This window comes from Rhodococcus sp. P-2, from assembly GCF_016598535.1.
GTDB lineage: Bacteria > Actinomycetota > Actinomycetes > Mycobacteriales > Mycobacteriaceae > Rhodococcus_F > Rhodococcus_F baikonurensis.
The window spans coordinates 2,506,160-2,522,913 of sequence record NZ_CP066779.1 but is presented as its reverse complement, the minus strand read 5'-3'; the positions used below and the strand labels follow the sequence as shown (position 1 = coordinate 2,522,913).

The 16,754-nt window shown below is 62.1% G+C and carries 18 protein-coding genes; 11 read left to right on the top strand and 7 right to left on the bottom strand.

What is annotated here, in order from left to right:
* Window positions 1-33: 33 nt before the first annotated feature.
* Together I7X09_RS12020 and I7X09_RS12015 are read right to left on the bottom strand one after the other, a co-directional pair.
* A complete protein-coding gene (locus I7X09_RS12020; RefSeq protein ID WP_200316965.1) occupies window positions 34-600 on the bottom strand; it encodes a nucleotidyltransferase family protein in 567 nt (188 codons plus the stop codon).
* Between the two features lie 2 nt (window positions 601-602).
* On the bottom strand, window positions 603-1,445 hold the full coding sequence (locus tag I7X09_RS12015) for an alpha/beta hydrolase (protein ID WP_019745522.1): 843 nt from the start codon (window positions 1,443-1,445) through the stop codon (window positions 603-605).
* Between the two features lie 146 nt (window positions 1,446-1,591).
* Here I7X09_RS12015 and I7X09_RS12010 point away from each other — a divergent pair, with 146 nt between their 5' ends.
* On the top strand, window positions 1,592-2,701 hold the full coding sequence (locus tag I7X09_RS12010) for a DUF6670 family protein (protein ID WP_200316963.1): 1,110 nt from the start codon (window positions 1,592-1,594) through the stop codon (window positions 2,699-2,701).
* Window positions 2,702-2,719: 18 nt separating this feature from the next.
* The gene (locus tag I7X09_RS12005) at window positions 2,720-3,295 is read left to right on the top strand and encodes an AAA family ATPase (RefSeq protein ID WP_200316961.1); all 576 of its coding nucleotides are present in this window, start codon (window positions 2,720-2,722) and stop codon (window positions 3,293-3,295) included.
* Here I7X09_RS12005 and I7X09_RS12000 read toward each other — a convergent pair.
* Window positions 3,278-3,922: a formylglycine-generating enzyme family protein gene (locus tag I7X09_RS12000; protein ID WP_234036890.1), complete on the bottom strand. Its 645-nt coding sequence runs from the start codon at window positions 3,920-3,922 to the stop codon at window positions 3,278-3,280. The genes I7X09_RS12005 and I7X09_RS12000 overlap by 18 nt on opposite strands.
* Window positions 3,923-3,950: 28 nt before the next feature.
* Entirely contained in the window at window positions 3,951-5,471 is a 1,521-nt protein-coding gene (locus I7X09_RS11995; RefSeq protein ID WP_234036889.1) for a PucR family transcriptional regulator, read from the bottom strand.
* Window positions 5,472-5,646: 175 nt separating this feature from the next.
* On the opposite strand from I7X09_RS11995, the gene I7X09_RS11990 reads away from it, so the two are divergent.
* Entirely contained in the window at window positions 5,647-6,111 is a 465-nt protein-coding gene (locus I7X09_RS11990; protein WP_021331861.1) for a nucleoside deaminase, read from the top strand.
* Entirely contained in the window at window positions 6,108-7,439 is a 1,332-nt protein-coding gene (gene codB, locus I7X09_RS11985) for a cytosine permease (RefSeq protein WP_200316957.1), read from the top strand. The genes I7X09_RS11990 and codB overlap by 4 nt, the downstream gene beginning before the upstream one ends.
* A 94-nt stretch (window positions 7,440-7,533) precedes the next feature.
* Here the strand turns inward: codB and I7X09_RS11980 are convergent, their stop codons facing one another.
* Window positions 7,534-8,385, bottom strand: coding sequence for a mechanosensitive ion channel family protein (locus I7X09_RS11980; protein WP_019745515.1), 852 nt, complete (start codon window positions 8,383-8,385; stop codon window positions 7,534-7,536).
* 80 nt (window positions 8,386-8,465) lie between these two features.
* On the opposite strand from I7X09_RS11980, the gene I7X09_RS11975 reads away from it, so the two are divergent.
* The 4 genes from I7X09_RS11975 (at window position 8,466) to I7X09_RS11960 (ending at window position 12,193) form a co-directional block, all read left to right on the top strand.
* Window positions 8,466-9,104, top strand: a complete 639-nt coding sequence (locus I7X09_RS11975; protein WP_200316955.1) for a DUF2461 domain-containing protein — start codon at window positions 8,466-8,468, stop codon at window positions 9,102-9,104.
* A 428-nt stretch (window positions 9,105-9,532) separates the two neighbouring features.
* Window positions 9,533-10,525 carry an ABC transporter substrate-binding protein gene (locus tag I7X09_RS11970; protein WP_007729992.1) on the top strand — a complete coding sequence of 331 codons (993 nt, stop codon included), beginning with the start codon at window positions 9,533-9,535 and terminating at the stop codon, window positions 10,523-10,525.
* A gap of 83 nt (window positions 10,526-10,608) precedes the next feature.
* Window positions 10,609-11,394 carry an alpha/beta fold hydrolase gene (locus tag I7X09_RS11965; RefSeq protein WP_166808982.1) on the top strand — a complete coding sequence of 262 codons (786 nt, stop codon included), beginning with the start codon at window positions 10,609-10,611 and terminating at the stop codon, window positions 11,392-11,394.
* Between the two features lie 70 nt (window positions 11,395-11,464).
* Window positions 11,465-12,193 (top strand): Clp protease N-terminal domain-containing protein, encoded by a 729-nt coding sequence (locus tag I7X09_RS11960; RefSeq protein ID WP_200316953.1) that lies wholly within the window; start codon window positions 11,465-11,467, stop codon window positions 12,191-12,193.
* A 69-nt stretch (window positions 12,194-12,262) separates the two neighbouring features.
* Here I7X09_RS11960 and I7X09_RS11955 read toward each other — a convergent pair whose 3' ends face one another.
* Both I7X09_RS11955 and I7X09_RS11950 read right to left on the bottom strand, forming a co-directional pair.
* Complete coding sequence (locus I7X09_RS11955) at window positions 12,263-12,466, bottom strand: cold-shock protein (RefSeq protein WP_003939930.1); 204 nt, start codon at window positions 12,464-12,466, stop codon at window positions 12,263-12,265.
* Between the two features lie 139 nt (window positions 12,467-12,605).
* Window positions 12,606-13,499: a LysR family transcriptional regulator gene (locus I7X09_RS11950; RefSeq protein ID WP_095972124.1), complete on the bottom strand. Its 894-nt coding sequence runs from the start codon at window positions 13,497-13,499 to the stop codon at window positions 12,606-12,608.
* A gap of 168 nt (window positions 13,500-13,667) precedes the next feature.
* Here I7X09_RS11950 and I7X09_RS11945 point away from each other — a divergent pair, with 168 nt between their 5' ends.
* Genes I7X09_RS11945 through I7X09_RS11935 form a run of 3 tightly spaced genes read left to right on the top strand, consistent with a single transcriptional unit; the run spans window position 13,668 to window position 16,746 of the window.
* A complete protein-coding gene (locus tag I7X09_RS11945) occupies window positions 13,668-15,143 on the top strand; it encodes a sodium:solute symporter (protein ID WP_166808984.1) in 1,476 nt (491 codons plus the stop codon).
* A gap of 41 nt (window positions 15,144-15,184) precedes the next feature.
* On the top strand, window positions 15,185-15,805 hold the full coding sequence (locus tag I7X09_RS11940) for a TetR/AcrR family transcriptional regulator (protein ID WP_054826364.1): 621 nt from the start codon (window positions 15,185-15,187) through the stop codon (window positions 15,803-15,805).
* Window positions 15,802-16,746: a C-terminal binding protein gene (locus tag I7X09_RS11935; protein WP_200316951.1), complete on the top strand. Its 945-nt coding sequence runs from the start codon at window positions 15,802-15,804 to the stop codon at window positions 16,744-16,746. The genes I7X09_RS11940 and I7X09_RS11935 overlap by 4 nt, the downstream gene beginning before the upstream one ends.
* The last annotated feature ends 8 nt before the right edge of the window (window positions 16,747-16,754 follow it).

The window sequence follows — 16,754 nt, the reverse complement described above, 5'->3', positions numbered from 1 at the left end:
CACCCACCACCTGGGAGGATTGTGACAGTGCGATCAGGCTTCGGGATAGTCGATGTCGACGCCGCTGCTGAGGTCGCTGCACTCCACCAACTCGACCCCGTGTTCGCGTAGGTAGGCGTTGGCGCCCCCGTCCCCGGTGAGTGACTTGGCAAGCGTCGGCCAGTGGTCGCGTCCGATCAGGACGGGATGGCCGGGCCTGCCGTGAAAGACAGCTCTTCGCAGTATGTTTCGTGAGCGGGCGCTCTGGCCCACGATACGAGTCACGGTTTCGGCGTTGAGGTCCGGGACGTCGACCAGGGAGATCGCTGCCGCCTCGGCGCCCTCGATCTGCATGGCCGCCTCGAGTCCGCAGCGCAGTGACGCGCTCATTCCGTGTTGCCAATCCGATATCACCACAATGACATCGGTGGTGGGCAGTAGCTCGACGGCGGCCTCGGCTTGGGCGCCGAGGACCACGATGACCGGCGAGATGCCGGCGGACTGCAGTGTCGTCACCCCGTGGTGGAGCCACGACTGACCGTCGGCGTCTGTGACGAGAGCTTTCGGTTTGCCCATGCGGGATCCCGCCCCGGCAGCCAGCAGGATCCCGCACATCGACATGACTACGCTCCGGTGACCCGCGGACGCAGCCACTCGATCAGATCGTTCAGAACCTCTTCCTGCTCAGGCTCATTGAAGATCTCGTGGTACAAGCCGTCGTACACCTTCAAGGTGACATCCGAAGAGCCGGCCAGATCTGCGACGAGCTTGCTGCCGGCGGGGTCCGTCAATCGGTCGTCCGAGCCGTGTTGAAGCAGTACGGGAATGGTGAGCGAGGGTAGGCGCGCCGGGAATCCTTCCGCGGCGGTGATCATGCCGCGCGCGATTCCGGCAGGAACCTTGCCGTGGTGAACCAGCGGGTCGGCGTTGTACTTGTCGACGACCTTTTGATCACGCGATACGGCAGCTGCTTCCAGATTCTCGACGGGCACGTCGGGGAGATATTTGCCGACGATCTTGCCCAACTGCATCACGATCTTCGGAGTACCGGTTGCGATGATCACGGCAGGTCCGGACAGGGCGAGGGCTTTGAGATCGGCCTGATGGTCGAGGGCGTAGGAAAGGGCGATCGCGCCGCCCATGCTGTGCCCGAGCAGGAACTTGTCCTTGCCGGGATGAGCCGCCGTCACGATCGAGAACAACGTGTGGACGTCGTCGGTGAAGTCGGAGAATTCTTTCAGGTGAACGCGCTTGCCGCCAGAACGCCCGTGCCCGCGATGGTCGGGTGCGTACACGATGAGCCCGAGTTCCCCGAGACGGGCAGCAACATGGTCGTAGCGCCTCGCGTGTTCGCCGAGGCCGTGGCAGAGGACGAGAACCCCGGTGGGTTCGCGGTCCGGAGTCCACACGTCGTAGACGATCTTGGTGCCGGCCACTCCGGTGAACGACGACTCTTCGTGCTGCATTGTTGCGCCCTCTCTGCGACCGGTTCCGGTACGCGGATTCTCACATGCTATTCGTCCCGTGCGCAGGGCGCGGGTGTTCAGGGTGTGCGGTCGACGGGGAAACTTCGACACTTGTTTGTTACGGCTGGTTACATTAACTTGGGGGCGTGACCGGACAAACTGCTGATCGTTCCCACACTGCCTCCGCCACCCGCTCACGGCGGTTGTGGCGACCCGCGGTTCGGGCATTGCTGGACGGCGCGCTTCCGCTGATCGACAAGCGGATGGCCGAATCGGTACGCCCGTTCGACCGTCCGGAGATGATGCGCCCGCATCTAGCCTCGCGAAAATTCGCCTGGACGCACTATGGGATCTTCGTTCCCCGATTGCCAGGACCTTTCCGTTACCTCAACACCATGACGCTGATCGGTGCCACCGGGACGATGGTGTTCGACAACGACTATCTCGCTGCACCAGACGCGCGAAACACCGCGACCGTGCTGAGTTCCACCGCTGCACCGGGGCATCACTTCTATCAGGCGTACGACACTGCCGATGAGTGTGCGTTCGAAGAAGATGGTTCGCGAATCGCCTTCGGTGACAACCTGATCATCGAGAACAGCTATCCGAACTTCCGTGTCACCGGGCGATACGACTCTTTCGACGTCGATCTCGAGATCGTGGCAACGGATCAAGCGTCGTGGTTCGTGCGCAATCCCGTCTACGACCATGTCAGTCTGCTGGCGCAGTGTTCCGGGACGATCTCGAGTCCGGATGGACCGGTGAGTATTTCGGCTCCGTGCACCGTCGAATACGCGCGCTGCATGACACCGCAATCGTTGACTCGCCGCGCACTTCCCGAGTCGTGGAAGCTTCCGGCCGACTTCTTCACCTACCAGATCGTTCAGCTCGACGACCGGCATCAGTTGTTGCTCACCGATGTTCGAGCGTCAGGGGTTACGGCGTGCAAGCTCGCCTACATTCGGACTGTTGACGGCAGTGCGAAGGTCTTCGACGACGTGGTGTTCGACGTACTCGAGTACGCCGACGCATTGCATGTCGACCCGGAGGGACGAGAGATGCGTGTGCCGCGCGTACTACGTTGGCAGGTACGCGATTACAGCAGGACGATCGTGGAGTTCGAGGCCGAGATCGACTCGGAGTGGCGCTACGGCCACGGTAAGGGGTACGTCGGCGCGTACACCTACCGGGGAAGTTTCGACGGTGCGTCGATCAACGGCACCGGTTACATCGAATGGGTGGACTGCGAAGCCTAAGGCCCCTAGTGTGTATCGGTGCCTTTCGTCGACCCTGCCGAGCTGACGGTTCGTCCGCAGAAGATCCTTGTCGCGGGGACCTCAGGTGCTGGAAAGACGACTCTCGCCGGTCGAATCGGTCGGCTTCTCGAGATCGAACACACCGAGTTGGACTCTCTCTTCCACGGGCCCGACTGGATTCCGCTCGAGAGTTTCGAACCCGAAGTACGACGCTTTTCCAGTGAGCCGGCCTGGGTGACCGAGTGGCAGTACGGTGCGGTGCGTCGGCTGCTGGCCGAGCGTGCGGACCTGATGCTGTGGTTGGATCTGCCTCGGCGGACGGTGATGCGCCAGGTGATCACACGAACCTTGCGTCGGCGATTGCAGCGAGAGGTGTTGTGGAACCGCAACATGGAGCCGCCAGTGCACACCATTCTGTTCGATCCGGATCATGTGGTTCGGTGGGCCTGGCGAAGCGACGGGCGCAATGCGGAGCGAATGGCCACGGTCTTGGTCGATGTGCCGTCATTGCCGATAGTTCGGCTGCGCAGTCGAGAAGAGATCGAGGCTGTGCTCGAAGTCCTCGGTCGTCTGCCCTCAGATCGTCTGATCTAGGCGAAATCCCAGGTCGTCGATAGCGAACGTCGGGTGGCTTCGCCTCCGTACAGTAGCGCCGCAACCGCGTTCACTTTCGGCCCAACTGCCGCCGCGAAAGATCCGGTACGTGCCGTACACCTCGGGGTCGTAGAGATCCCAGCACCATTCCCAGACATTGCCGATCATGTCGTACAGGCCCCAATTGTTGGGCGCCTTCATCCCGACGTCATGTGCCCGTCCCCCTGAATTGTCGCTGTACCAGGCAATCTCGTCGATTTCGCCGTAGCGGTAGCCGGAGGTGCCGGCTTTGCACGCGTACTGCCACTCGGCCTCGGTGGCGAGCCGGTAGCCAGTTGCCGCCCGGTCCCACCGCGGAGAATCGGTGTCGACGTCTTGATATGCGGGTGTCAGACCGTCCGCGACTGACAGCGAGTTGCAGGTTGCGATGACGTCTTTCCACGAAAGGTCGACCGCGGGTTTGCTCGAATCGCCCGACGAATTTCCGTGAAGCAGCCCCCTGGTGGTGAGATGGCGTGCGAGGCAGAAGGATTCGACTTTCGAGGTCCATGCAGTGCCTTTGCGGTCGTCCCGAAGGTGCACCTCGCCGGCAGGGATCTCGATCATCAACTCCGCTGCTCCGGTCATACGTCCATCATCGCAGAAGCTCGGTTGCTCACCCGGGGAGACGCTCGAACGCTGCTTGTGGATCAAGGCCGGTGCGCATGCGCCATGCGGTCAGCGCAAGCCCGAGACACACCACCTGTGCCGGATCGTCGAGGGAAACACCCATCAGCTTCTCGATGCGCGTGAGCCGTGCATAAAGCGACTGACGCCGGATGCCGAGGAAATCCGCGGTTCTCGCCTTGCCGCCCCGATGTGCGAGGTACGCGTCGAGTGTTCGGACGAGGTCGGCGGAATGTGCTGTGTCGTAGGCGATCAGCGAACCGAGTTGTTCCGTGACGAACGAGGACAGGGAAGCGGGCGTCGTGCCGGCGGCGAGGAGTCGTTGGACGCCGACGTCCCTCGCGAGGATCACGCCGGTCCGGGTGCCGAAGCGTCGCGCGATCTGGACGACCTCGCGAGCTTGCGCGACCGCCGCCCCGACGCCGGACAGATCCTCGGCCGGCGTCGCAACTCCGAGCGTGCGTACTGCGGAACCGCCCGGCCCGCGGCGTAGCAGCTCGTCGGCTTCGGTGAAGGTGGCCCGAACTCGTGCCGGGGATGCGGACGCCCACCCGTGCGCGAGCACGATGACGTGATTGGCCGCAGTCCCGACGACGCAGGAACCGAGCACGGCCCGCACGGCGTCGCGTACTTGGTCAGCGAGCTCTCGAACCGGCGTTTGCCGATCGACGTCGACAGCGGCGACGAGGACATGGTGCCCCTCCGACAACGGCGTCCACCCGGCCGCTGTCAGTCGCTCGGACAAGTCGCCGTGTGATGTGAGCACACCGCCCACCACGTCGGTGATCACCGATTGCGCGAGTGACTGTCGTGGGCCGAGATCGCCGTGACGTCCGAGTTCCAGAGCCACGGCGACGGCGGCGCAGTTTGCGACGGCGGTTCGACGTGTGGTTGCGCGCCCGCACAGGACAAGTCGACCGAGCGAGTTCGTCGGGCCGCGTACGTCGTGGATCGTGCGCTCGGTCTCGGATCGCTCTTCGCCGGTTGTGCTGCGCTCGACGGTTCTGCCATCCGCGTCGAGCAGATCGACGGCGCACCCCGCGAGTCGTGACACCTTGTCGAGCAGCGCGGTCATGCCCTGGCCTGCGACCACGAGACTCAGAAGTTCTTGCCAGACAGGCTCGCCCGCTTGCGCCGAACCGAGAGTGCGGCGGAGCATCAGGTCGTGAAAGTCTTCGACCATCCGCTCGAAGGGCACTACCGCGTGCAGGGCCAAGAACGCGAGCCCGCGTCGGCGCGAAGCTTCGACGAGTTCGGGAGGGGCCGTGAGGAACGAGCGACCGACTTCCATCGCGAGCGCGACGCATCCTGCGTCCGCCAACTGGTCGATGTAGGCGGTGAGCTGCTCGGGAGACCGCCCGTGGAGACCGAGGCCCGTGGTCAGAAGGACCTCTCCTCCGGACAGCAGCCCACCCATCTCGTACACCTCGGAAGAATGGACCCAGCGAACCACCGCGGTATCGACGTCGCCCGCGAGCACCTCGATTGCGGCGGCCTTGAACGAGGGCATCGCAAGAACTTGTCGCAGAGTCGGAAGCATTTCTATATCGTCCGCCGAGGGGGCACTTCGTCATAGAGCTAGTTCTGCCGAACTGACAGGTTGTCCCTTGTCGGGCTGTTACCACCGTGGTCGGATTGTGACACGAGCCACAATCGACGATTTTGGTCAGACTCCAGGAGCGCACATGAATCACCCGGCACACACCGATGAGTATTTTCTCGGACTTGCGATCGAACAGGCGAAGATCGGTTGGGAGGAGGGCGGCGTGCCGATCGGCGCGGCGCTGATTCACCGCGGCGAGGTTCTCGCAGTCGGACGTAACCGTCGGGTCCAGATGAACAGCGCCATCCGTCATGGAGAGACCGACTGCATCGAGCGTGCCGGACGGCTGCCGGCCTCGGTGTATCGCGAGTGTGTCCTCTACACGACTTTGTCGCCGTGCTTCATGTGCGCCGGAACTGCGCGCCTGTACGAGATCCCTCGAATCGTGGTCGGCGAAAATCGTTCCTTCGAAGCGTCGGAAGAATGGTTGCGCAGCAGCGGAATTCAGGTCGACGTCGTCGACGACGCGGAGTGTGTGGCACTGATGGACCGCATGCTGACCGAGCGCCCGAGTCTGTGGCTCGAAGACATCGGCGAAGTTGTATGAGCAGCGCCGTCGAACCTGCCACGGTCGCAGGCGATTCGGAGAGCGTAGGCCCTCCGGTCGACCCGGACTATCCCGTTACTCCGGTTCCGCTTCATGCACGAAAGCCGTTCTTCTCACTCGCGGTGGTGTTGTTGGGGTTCACCATCTTCACACCGACGATGTTGGCCGGAGCAGCGCTCGGTACCGCGTTCTCGTTCTGGAAACTGATGGTGGTGATCGCCGCCGGATCCGCCATCTTGGGGGTGTACGTCGCCATGATGGGGTTCGTCGGAGCCCGAACCGGACTCACAACAGTTGTGATGGCGCGCTACAGTTTCGGCACTCGCGGGTCCAAGCTCGCTTCGATCCTGCTGGGCGGTACCCAGATCGGCTGGTACGGAGTGATCATCGGCACAATCGGCGATCTCACCGCGCAGGCATTGGGCTGGGATTCCTATCTCGCGCGAGCGTCGGTGATGATCGCGGCGAGCATCTTGATGTGCATCACTGCCTGCTACGGCTACCGCGGAATGTATTGGGTCTCGCTCGTCTCGACGCCCTTGATCCTGGCGTTGGCCTGCTGGGTCGTGTTCCGGTCCCTCGAGGAAGTCGGTGGATTCTCCGGCCTGGTCTCGGTTCAACCACAGACGACCATGACGATCGCGCTCGCAATCACCACTGTGGTCGGCACATTTGTATCGGCGGGAACGCAAGCGCCCAACTGGACCAGGTTTGCCCGTTCCGGATCACAAGCGGTGTGGGCCTGCGTTATCGGGTTCCTGCTCGGAAACGGATTGATGATCCTGTTCGGTGCCATCGGAGCCATCACGTTCCACGAGGGTGACTTCGTGCTGATTCTCTACAACCTCGGGCTTGTCGGCTGGGGCCTGGTCTTGCTGTTCGGGAATCTCTGGAAGAGCAACGCCGACACCGCTTACGCCTTCGGGGTGGCCGGTGCCGAATTGTTCAGAAAGCCCCGCAAGACCCCGTTCGTCATCGGTGGATGTGTGATCGGAACGGCACTCGCCCTGACCGGCGTGCACAACCATCTAGTCGACTACCTGAGCCTTCTCGGAACGTTCATCCCGCCATTGGGCGGTGTGATCATCGCGGACTTCCTGTGCCGCTGGCGGCGCGGCATTCCCGAGGGTTACACCCCGCAGCCGGTCCACTGGCGAAACCTCGCCGTCTATGCCGTCGCAGCGTTCCTCGCATGGCTTTCCGGTGAGTTCGAAGTGGGAATCCCGCCGCTGATCGGCATCGTCGCAGCGATTGCGCTGACGATGTTCCTGCACAGGGTTTTCGGTAACACCTCGGCAAACCGGGAGGTCTCGACCTCCATCGTCTGAAGCACGCTTCAGACACCGGCGAGCCCCCGGCGGTATCGACCCCGCCGAGGGCTCGCGTAGTTGATGAAAAGGGCAGACGCTTCCGTCTCAACCGTCATCGCAGAACAGGCAGGTACGGTGCCTCGATTCCCTGCTCTTCGAACGCAGTCAGCGCCGAGCGCGCAAATGCGCGCTGGACTGCCCATTGGCGTCCAGGCTTGACCTGCGCCGTCACTCTAATGGTAATTGCCTCGGCAGTAACCGAATTGACTCCCAGCATCTCCGGCTTGTCGATCATGTCCGCCCTGATCGGTTCGGACTCCGCCGCCTCGAGGACAGCTCGCGTTGCCACCTCACATGCTTTGTGCACGTTCGCGTTGTGGGCGATCGGGAGATCGAGAACTGCAGTGGCGTAACCCTGACTCATGTTGCCGACTCGCAGGATTTCGCCGTTGCGGCAGTACCACAAGGTGCCGTTGACATCTCGAATCGTGGTAACTCGCAGGCCCACGGTTTCGACGGTCCCGACCGCGTCGCCGAGATCGACGACGTCGCCGACACCGTACTGATCCTCGAGCAACATGAAGATGCCGGAGAGGAAGTCACGCACCAGGTTTTGTGCACCGAAACCGATGGCAAGACCGATGACTCCGGCGGATGCGATGAACGGCGCGACGTTGATCCCGAGAATGCCGAGGATCTGCAGCACACACCAGACGAGGATGACGATGGACACCGTCGACTTGAGTACCGAACCGATGGTCCGGGCTCTCTGCGATCTGCGCTCGTTCACCTTGGCATTCGGAGACTTACGGGGCTTCGACATTCGATCGATCCCGCGGTGCAGCGCGAAGCGCAGTACGACTGCGAGCGCCACGTAGATCGCGATCTCGACAGGTCGGTGTATCAGCCAGTCTCGGTTGGTGTCGGTCAGTTCCCATGCTTGTATTTCGGAAATCATCCCCATGCAGTCTACGGATTTCGGCCGATCCGGGCATCGGTGCAGGGCAGGCGGTCCAAAGCCGAACAGGCAGCTAGGCTTACGCCATGGCTGCGTTCACTGGCATACCCGTTGCTGCACTCGACTTCTACGAAGACCTGGAAGCCGACAACAGCAAAACCTGGTGGGCAGCGCACAAGGAGACGTACGACGAGGTGGTTCGTCGTCCGATGGCGTCGTTGACCGCGGCGTTGGAGGACGAATTCGGCGCGGCCAAGCTCTTTCGGCCATATCGAGACGTTCGATTCTCGAAGGACAAGATTCCGTACAAGACACATCAGGGCGCGTTCGTCGGTCTCGCCGAGAGCTGTGGCTACTACGTGCAGATCGACGCGGCAGGGTTGATGGTGGCCGGTGGTTTCTACGCCAGCAGTTCGGAGACTATCGCGCGTTATCGTGCGGCTGTCGACGACGACGTTCGAGGGCCGGAGCTCGAGAAGATCCTGGCCTCCGTCGAGAAGGCCGGATTCACCATCGGCGGCGACAAGCTCAAGACGGCGCCTCGCGGATACACGGTCGATCACCCGCGGATCGAATTGCTGCGTCACAAGTCGCTCACTGCTGGTCGCAGTTACCCAAGCCCCTCGTGGCTGGACAGCGCCAGGACGTTGAAGGAAGTTCGCACAGCGTGGCGCGCATTGACGCCTCTGGTCGAATGGTCCGGACAGGTGCTCGGACCGAACTGACCGTCCGACAGAAAAGTGTGACGTAGCCGTCGGAGAGTTCACCTCGAGTTCATCGAAACTCGAGACGCCTGGGGCTAGCGTGGTGTGTGTAACCGAAAGTTTCGGCCCCGCTTCGAGTCGCAGCGCCGCAGTTCGAAGCCATTTTCTCTCGATCGACATCGTGAACAACCCGTGTCAGTGGAGACCATCATGGCTATGTTTCTCGCTCTCGTCCTGATCATCTCGGTCCTCGGAATCGTCGGCACCTACCTCGCCTTCAGCGCGGTCTACTTCGTCGAGATGCGCAAACTCGACAAGTAGGGGGCTCGATTTGGCCTGATCCGACTATTTCTGGGCCGATCGCGACGACCCTCCCTGCGTACGCTGTTAGGGCATCCTTATCCGCTCGCAACAGTGGATGATTCATTTCTTCTGGAGGTTCGACACGCATGCCCGCTCAATCCACGCTCTTGCTTCCCGAGGGCTACTCCGACAACCGCCTCGTTTCGGACCTCACGCGTCGGCAGTTCGGCTTCGGTGCCGGCATCGCCGGACTGGGCGCGTTCCTGGCGGCCTGCGGTGACAGCGGGAGCAGTTCGGGTGAAACCGAAATGCGTTCTGTGACGACACCTCTCGGAACGTACGACATTCCTGTCAATCCCAAGAGGGTTGTCGCGATCGACTCTCGACTCGACCTGGAACCTGCTGTAGCGCTGGAACTTCCGCTCGTCGGCTACACGTACGCCCAGGCGACACCGTGGGTGCCTATCGATTCGTCGGTACCGTTCCTGTCGGAGATCCCCAACCGCGAACAGATCTTGGCACTCGAGCCCGACCTGATCGTGTGCCTCAACTACGAGAGCGAGTGGTGGCCGGTAGCCGAGATGTCCACCATCGCACCGGTTCTGACGACCGAGTTCACCGACGACTGGCGTACCAACCTCTCGCGGCTGTCGGGCTGGCTCGGTCGAACGGCCACACTCGATCGATTGACGCTCGACTACGACAATCTGATTTCCGACATCCGCAGTCGTCATGCCGAGAAGATTGCGTCCAAGACCGTCGCCAGCGTCTCGTTCATGCCCGACACGAACACGCTGTACGTCACGAGCATCCGTACCTCCGAGAAGGGTGACAAGCCCAGCGACATGACGCTCGGCGACATCGGTGGCAAAACTGCCACCTCGGAGGGCCTCGATCCCGAGGGTGGCGTCAGCCTCGAAGGCCTCGATGTGCTGGCCGGCGTCGACGGCTTCATGATCACCGAAAACGAGGACAGTGCCGCGTACCAGGCATTGGTGGCGAGCAAGCTGTGGCAGCGACTCCCGGCAGTGCAGGCGGGCAACGTCACCAGTCTGGGTGGCTCCACGTTCTACGGTTCGATCTACACGATTTCGTACGTGGCACAGGGTTGGGATGCGCTCTACAACAAGATCAGCTGAAGCCTCTGCCGACTGGACCGATGAGTTTCGGTAGCGCGGGCGGTCTAATCAGGTAGGCATTGACCAAACCTGAGGAGATCGACGTGCAAACAGAGCAATCCCCAGAGGTAGTGCAATCCCGCGACGGTACGACCATCGCATACGAACGCTCCGGTGCCGGACCAGCGGTGGTCCTGGTTGCCGGAGCGTTCTGCGATCGAGGATGGTTCGATTCTCTCGCTGCAGAGTTGGCGGCGGGTTTCACGGTGTACTCGTACGACCGGCGCGGACGCGGGGACAGCGGTGACAGTCGTGCGTTCTCGATCGACGCCGAGGTAGAGGACTTGCGGGCGGTCGTCGCTGCCACCGGTGAAACGCCGCTGGTTTACGGATTGTCGTCGGGTGCTGCGCTGGCTTTGGAAGCTGCCGCGCAGGCCGTACCGATGCGCAAGCTCGCCGTTTACGAGGCGCCGTACATGGACGACGACCAGCGTGACGTGACTGCCCAAAGCGATCTGGAGCGGTTGATCGCTGCCGGTGACAGGGAGGGGGCTGTGACCCGTTTTCTGGACCTGACCGGCGCGTCTTCGGAGATGGTCGACGAGATCAAGCGGAGTACCGATTGGCCCGAAATGTGCGCCATCGCGCACACCTTGCCGTACGACGTCGCCGTGTGCGATCACGGCTGCGAGTCGCTCGACTGGCTGGCCTCGATTACCGTCCCCACGTTGGTCATGTACGGCGGTGAGAGTGGTCGATGGGCACCTGCCTCGGCGACGCGAATCGCTGCAAAAGTCTCGGGGACAAAAACTTTGGAGATCCCCGGTCAGGGTCACGGCGTTGCCGACGACGCTATTGTCCCGGCTCTGCGTGAATTCTTTTCCGGCTGATCACTGGGCGGCGAAAACGATCGTCAACCTGGGGTTGACGTTTTCGATTGCGTCAACCTATGGTTGACGCATGAGCAAGCCAGTGGAAATGACCAACAAGGTTCGACTCGACGACCTCATCGACGCGATCAAGAAGGTGCACACCGACGCGCTCGACCAACTGTCCGACGCGGTGATCGCAGCTGATCATCTCGGCGACGTTGCAGATCATCTGATCGGCCACTTCGTCGACCAGGCGCGCAGGTCGGGAGCGTCGTGGACGGAGATCGGCGCGAGCATGGGTGTCTCGAAACAGGCCGCACAGAAGCGTTTTGTTCCCAAGGCGCCGAATGATCAGAAGCCGATGGATCCGAACGAAGGATTCAGCCGGTTCACTCCCCGGGCGAAGAACGTCGTCATGGCCTCGCAGAACGAAGCCCGCGCCGCCGGTAATGCAGAGATCCAGCCTGAGCACCTGATCCTGGGGCTTGTCGAGGAGCCTGCCGGGTTGGCTGCGAAGGCGATAGTGGCGCAGGGGGTGGACCTCGGGTCCGTTCGGGATGCAGTGGCGGGTGTACTACCAGCTCCGACTTCCGAACTGCCAGAACTCATTCCGTACGACGCTCGTGCGCGCAAGGTCCTGGAACTGACGTTCCGTGAGGCTCTTCGTCTGGGCCACAACTACATCGGAACCGAACACATCCTGCTCGCGCTGCTCGAACTCGAAGACGGATCAGGTGTTCTGGCCGATCTCGGAATCTCGAAATCAGTGGCGGAGTCGAACATCGTGGGCGCGCTGGCCGTCATTCAGGATCAGTGATTCAGGGGCGAACCTGATGCAGAAGAGGGCCGCACCCTTGCGGGTGCGGCCCTCTTCTTGTGTCACTGATTAGACAGCGCGCACATTGGTGGCCTGAGGACCCTTCTGGCCCTGGCCAACCTCGAACTCCACACGCTGGTTCTCGTCGAGCGACTTGTAGCCGTTGCCCGAGATTTCAGAGTAATGAACGAACACGTCCGGTGTTCCGTCGTCGGGAGCGATGAAACCAAAGCCCTTTTCGCCGTTGAACCACTTCACGATGCCCTGTGCCATACCGATACTCCCTACAAACTCGATCCGGGCCCTCACATCGAAGTCCCGATCTCGATATGTCTATCCTCCCACGCCGCGCAAGTCGAAGGGTGGGCGACGTGCAGAAAACGGTTTGTCAGCATGATCAGAGGTGGCCGCGCTACTGATCTTCGACGCTGGTTCTGACCAATTCACGGAAGGCGAGGACCAGTGGTTCGCGTGCCCGTCCACGGCGATAGATCAGGGAGAACGGTGCCTGATAGCCGAAGGAGGCAGGCAGTAGGGGGCGCAGTCGTTGCTGGTCTACCCAGTATCCGGCGTAGTGCTCGGGTAGATATCCGATGTATCCGCCCGAGAGGATGAGAATGAGTTGCCCCTCCATGTTCTCGACGGTGGCCGATCTCTCGGTGAATCCTTGGCGAGCCAATTCGGCTTCGCTCCAATAACCCCTGGTGACCATTCGTTGACGGGTGATGACGTCCGGGTGCACCCGCTTGCTCGCGAAGAGTGGATGTTTATCGCTGCAGTAGAGCCAGTGCTGCTCGCGGTGTAGGGCCTGTGCGGTCAGACCGTTCATCGGCGAGGCGAATGCGCCGATCGCCACGTCGATACGGTCGTCTAGGACGCCTACTTGAAGCTCGTGCGGAGTTTGGACCTTGAGGTCGAGATAGACGCCGGGGTGTGTTCGGCTGAATTCGCCGATGACGTCGGCGAGTGGGAGCGTCGAGTCCGTGACAGTCGAATCCAGCACCCCGACGGTCATCGTTCCCCGCAGTTCGCCTTGGAGTGCGGTGGCATACCGCTCGAACCCCTCCAGTTCGCCGAGGATGCGGACGCACTCCTGGTGGTAGAGCTCGCCCTTGCTGGTCAGACTGAACCCACTGCGGCCGCGGTGGCACAGGACGATGCCGAGCTGGCGTTCGAGCTGGCTCATGTAGGTGCTGATCGCCGAGGCGGACAGGCCGAGGTCCTGTTGCGCCGGCGCGAAGCCCTGGTGGCGCACCACGGAGGTGAAGATCCGAAGCAGTTTCAGATCGGGAAGTGAGCTGCGCATCGGGTACCTCGGCAGAGTCGCGAACAGATACATCAGAAATTTCTGAAGTGATTATTTGTATCAAGTGATTTATTTCACGTCAATCGTCTTCTACGGTTTCCTCAGGCGGTCTGACGAGACCGGCGTCTGCACTCGGACCTGCTGGTACTTCACGAAGGAATCGTCACCATGGACATAGCCATAATCCTGACCTATCTGGCCGCAATGCTGGCGTTCGGTTGGTGGGGCAAACGCCGCGCGAGCAACTCCAGCGAGTACCTCGTGGCCGGTCGAAGGCTCGGCGGAGTTCTCTACACGAGCACGATGGCCGCCGTCGTCATCGGCGGAGCGTCCACGGTCGGTGGTGTCGGCCTCGGCTACAAATACGGAATCTCCGGTATGTGGTTGGTTGTCTCCATCGCCGCTGGTGTGCTCCTGCTGAGTCTGTTGTTCGCCTCCCGGATTCAGCGTCTGAAGGTATACACGGTTTCGGGAATGCTGAAGTTGCGCTACGGAATCGACGCAACCGGCGCGTCCGGCATCGTGATGATGGCCTACACGTTGATGCTCACCGTTACGTCCACCATTGCCTACGCCACTATCTTCAACGTGCTCTTCGGGTTCGACCGGACGCTCTCCGTAATCCTCGGTGGATTGATCGTCGTCGCGTACTCCGCGATGGGCGGCATGTGGTCGATCACCCTGACCGACGTCGTTCAGTTCGTCATCAAGACCATCGGAATTTTCTTCCTCCTGCTCCCGTTCACATGGTCGAAAGCCGGTGGGTACGACGGGATCAAGGAGCGTGTGGGCGACGCAGCGTTCTCGCTCGGCACCATCGGCACCGGCACGATCATCACCTTCTTCGTCGTGTACACGCTCGGAATCCTTATCGGGCAGGACATCTGGCAGCGTGTGTTCACGGCCAAATCGCCCGAAGTTGCGCGCTGGGGCGGCGTCGCAGCGGGCGTCTACTGCCTGCTTTACGGTGTGGCAGGTGCACTGATCGGTCTGGCGGCCTCGGCTCTGATGCCTGACATCGGATCTTCCGACGACGTCTACGCCGACGTGGCAGTCCACGTTCTCCCGATCGGTCTCAGCGGCATTGTCCTTGCAGCGGCCGTCGCAGCGATGATGTCGACTGCTTCGGGCGCGCTGATCGCTACTGCCACCGTGGCGCGGCAAGACGTCTTGCCACTCGTCTCGAAGATCTTCGGGCGTACACAGCCTGGCCTGGATACGTCCGATCCGGAAGCAGATGTGCGCGGAAACCGTCTGTACGTCATCGTGATCGGCCTCGTCAGTATCGTCCTCGCCGCCCTGATCAACGACATCGTCGCGGCGCTCACGATTGCGTACGACATCCTCGTGGGCGGCCTGCTCGTCCCGATCCTCGGTGGTCTGGTGTGGAAGAGGGCCACCGGAACCGCAGCGATGGCATCGATGGCGGTGGGAACGGCAGCGACTCTGATCACGATGTTCGTCGTCGGCGACGTGCTGGCCAACGAACCGGTGTACGTCGGTCTGGTGAGTGCACTCGTTGTCTTCGTTGCGCTGAGTCTGACCACGGCGCCGACTCCGCCCGCAGTCATGAAGATCTGGAACGAGCGAGTTTCCGGAAAGGGCACGGAGACGGCGGAACCCGAAGTCGCCCCGATAGCCTGAAGGTCGGTGCGTGCAGGAGTGCAGCCACAAGGAGGTAGATCGTGCCCAAGGTCGTTGATCACGACGAGCGACGGTTGGTGCTGGCCGACGCTGTTCTCAGCCTGATCGCCCGCGAGGGTATCTCGGCGGTGACCACCAGGGCGGTTGCCGAGGAGAGTGGATGGTCGACCGGAGTGTTGAACCACTACTTCAATTCTCGACACGAACTTCTCCTCGCCGCGCTGCGCCGGGCCGCGGACATCCAAGGTGATCAGTATCAGGTCATCCTGGATCAGGTCGACAACTCGGCGCTCGAAAAGTTGCGGGGAATCACCGCCAGTGTCTTGCCGCTCGACGATCGGCGCCTGGCGATGACGCGCGTGTTCCTCTTCTTCTATGCCGAAGGCGCACAGGAAGAGAAAGCTCGCAGTGAGATCGCGGGCTTTCTCGCTCGGTGGCGCCGGATCGTTCGCGAGACGGTTCTGGAGGCGCAACAGGAGGGGTCGGTGCCGGCAGATGTCGACCCCGACCTCGTGACGATCAGGTTGGTCGGACTCACCGACGGCCTTGCCATGCAGTCGATTCTTGATCCCTTCATGATGGACGCCATTCGGGCTCCCGGCGCGGTGGCCCGAGGCGTCGACGCAGTCCTGCAAGCGATATCCGCGGAGGCTCGGACGTGACGGATCGAATCGTGGTGCTCGACGATTTCATCGACCTCGGCACTCTGCGAGAAACTCTCGGCGCCGCCGGGATCGACGTCGGCGTCGAGTTCAGTTCCGAGATCCCGAGCGGCGCAGGCATAATCGCGCTACTGGTGGGGCCGGAGACTCTAGGGCTCGACGCACATCATCTCGACTCCTTGCCGGATCTGCGTCTCCTGGCGGCCACCTCGGCCGGGTTCGATCACCTGCCGGTGGGCGCGGCGCATGATCGGGGCGTCACCGTCACTCGCGCGGTCGACTACTGCACCGAGGAGGTTGCCGATCACGCGCTGGCGTCGATCCTGTCCTTGCTGCGCTCCATCGGTCCGCTCGATGCCGCAGTGCACCAAGGTCGTTGGAGTGTCGTGGAGTATCCGCCACGTCGGATCGCAGGAACAGTTCTGGGCCTCTATGGATTCGGACTGATCGCTCAGGCAGTTGCCAGCCGTGCAGCAGCGCTGGGGATGACGGTCTTGGCAGCGGGGCGTTCGCTCTCGGCCGGAGCGCCCGGCGTCGAGGTCGTGGAGTGGGACGAGCTTCTGCGTCGATCGGACGTGTTGAGCGTGCATGTTCCGTTGACTGCGGAGACTGCGTGCATCGTGGACGCTCAGGCTTTGGCGTCGATGAAGCCGGGATCGTTCCTGGTCAACGTCTCGCGCGGAGGCCTCGTCGATCACGAAGCGCTCGGAAGTGCTTTGCGTAGCGGCAGATTGGCCGGCGCTGCGGTCGACGTGCTACCGGCAGAACCGCCGACTGCTGATGATCCGATACTGCAGATTCCGAACCTGACGATCACTCCTCATGCCGCCTGGTATTCGTCGGCGGTCTCGGGGACTCTGGCCAGGCAGTCCGCACTCAACGTCGTTGCGGTGCTGACGGGAAAGACCCCGGTGGGCGTTGTAGCCGCACCGGGGTCCTGAGGGGCGCT

Bases quoted from the DNA above. Each gene is read 5' to 3' on its own strand.
- I7X09_RS12020 (WP_200316965.1), bottom strand. From the start codon at position 600: ATGTCGATGTGCGGGATCCTGCTGGCTGCCGGGGCGGGATCCCGCATG.
- codB (WP_200316957.1), top strand. From the start codon at position 6,108: ATGAGCAGCGCCGTCGAACCTGCCACGGTCGCAGGCGATTCGGAGAGC.
- I7X09_RS11980 (WP_019745515.1), bottom strand. From the start codon at position 8,385: ATGGGGATGATTTCCGAAATACAAGCATGGGAACTGACCGACACCAAC.
- I7X09_RS11970 (WP_007729992.1), top strand. From the start codon at position 9,533: ATGCCCGCTCAATCCACGCTCTTGCTTCCCGAGGGCTACTCCGACAAC.
- I7X09_RS11990 (WP_021331861.1), top strand. From the start codon at position 5,647: ATGAATCACCCGGCACACACCGATGAGTATTTTCTCGGACTTGCGATC.
- I7X09_RS11995 (WP_234036889.1), bottom strand. From the start codon at position 5,471: ATGCCCTCGTTCAAGGCCGCCGCAATCGAGGTGCTCGCGGGCGACGTC.
- I7X09_RS11955 (WP_003939930.1), bottom strand. From the start codon at position 12,466: ATGGCACAGGGCATCGTGAAGTGGTTCAACGGCGAAAAGGGCTTTGGT.
- I7X09_RS12015 (WP_019745522.1), bottom strand. From the start codon at position 1,445: ATGCAGCACGAAGAGTCGTCGTTCACCGGAGTGGCCGGCACCAAGATC.
- I7X09_RS11960 (WP_200316953.1), top strand. From the start codon at position 11,465: ATGAGCAAGCCAGTGGAAATGACCAACAAGGTTCGACTCGACGACCTC.
- I7X09_RS11975 (WP_200316955.1), top strand. From the start codon at position 8,466: ATGGCTGCGTTCACTGGCATACCCGTTGCTGCACTCGACTTCTACGAA.
- I7X09_RS12000 (WP_234036890.1), bottom strand. From the start codon at position 3,922: ATGACCGGAGCAGCGGAGTTGATGATCGAGATCCCTGCCGGCGAGGTG.
- I7X09_RS11945 (WP_166808984.1), top strand. From the start codon at position 13,668: ATGGACATAGCCATAATCCTGACCTATCTGGCCGCAATGCTGGCGTTC.
- I7X09_RS11950 (WP_095972124.1), bottom strand. From the start codon at position 13,499: ATGCGCAGCTCACTTCCCGATCTGAAACTGCTTCGGATCTTCACCTCC.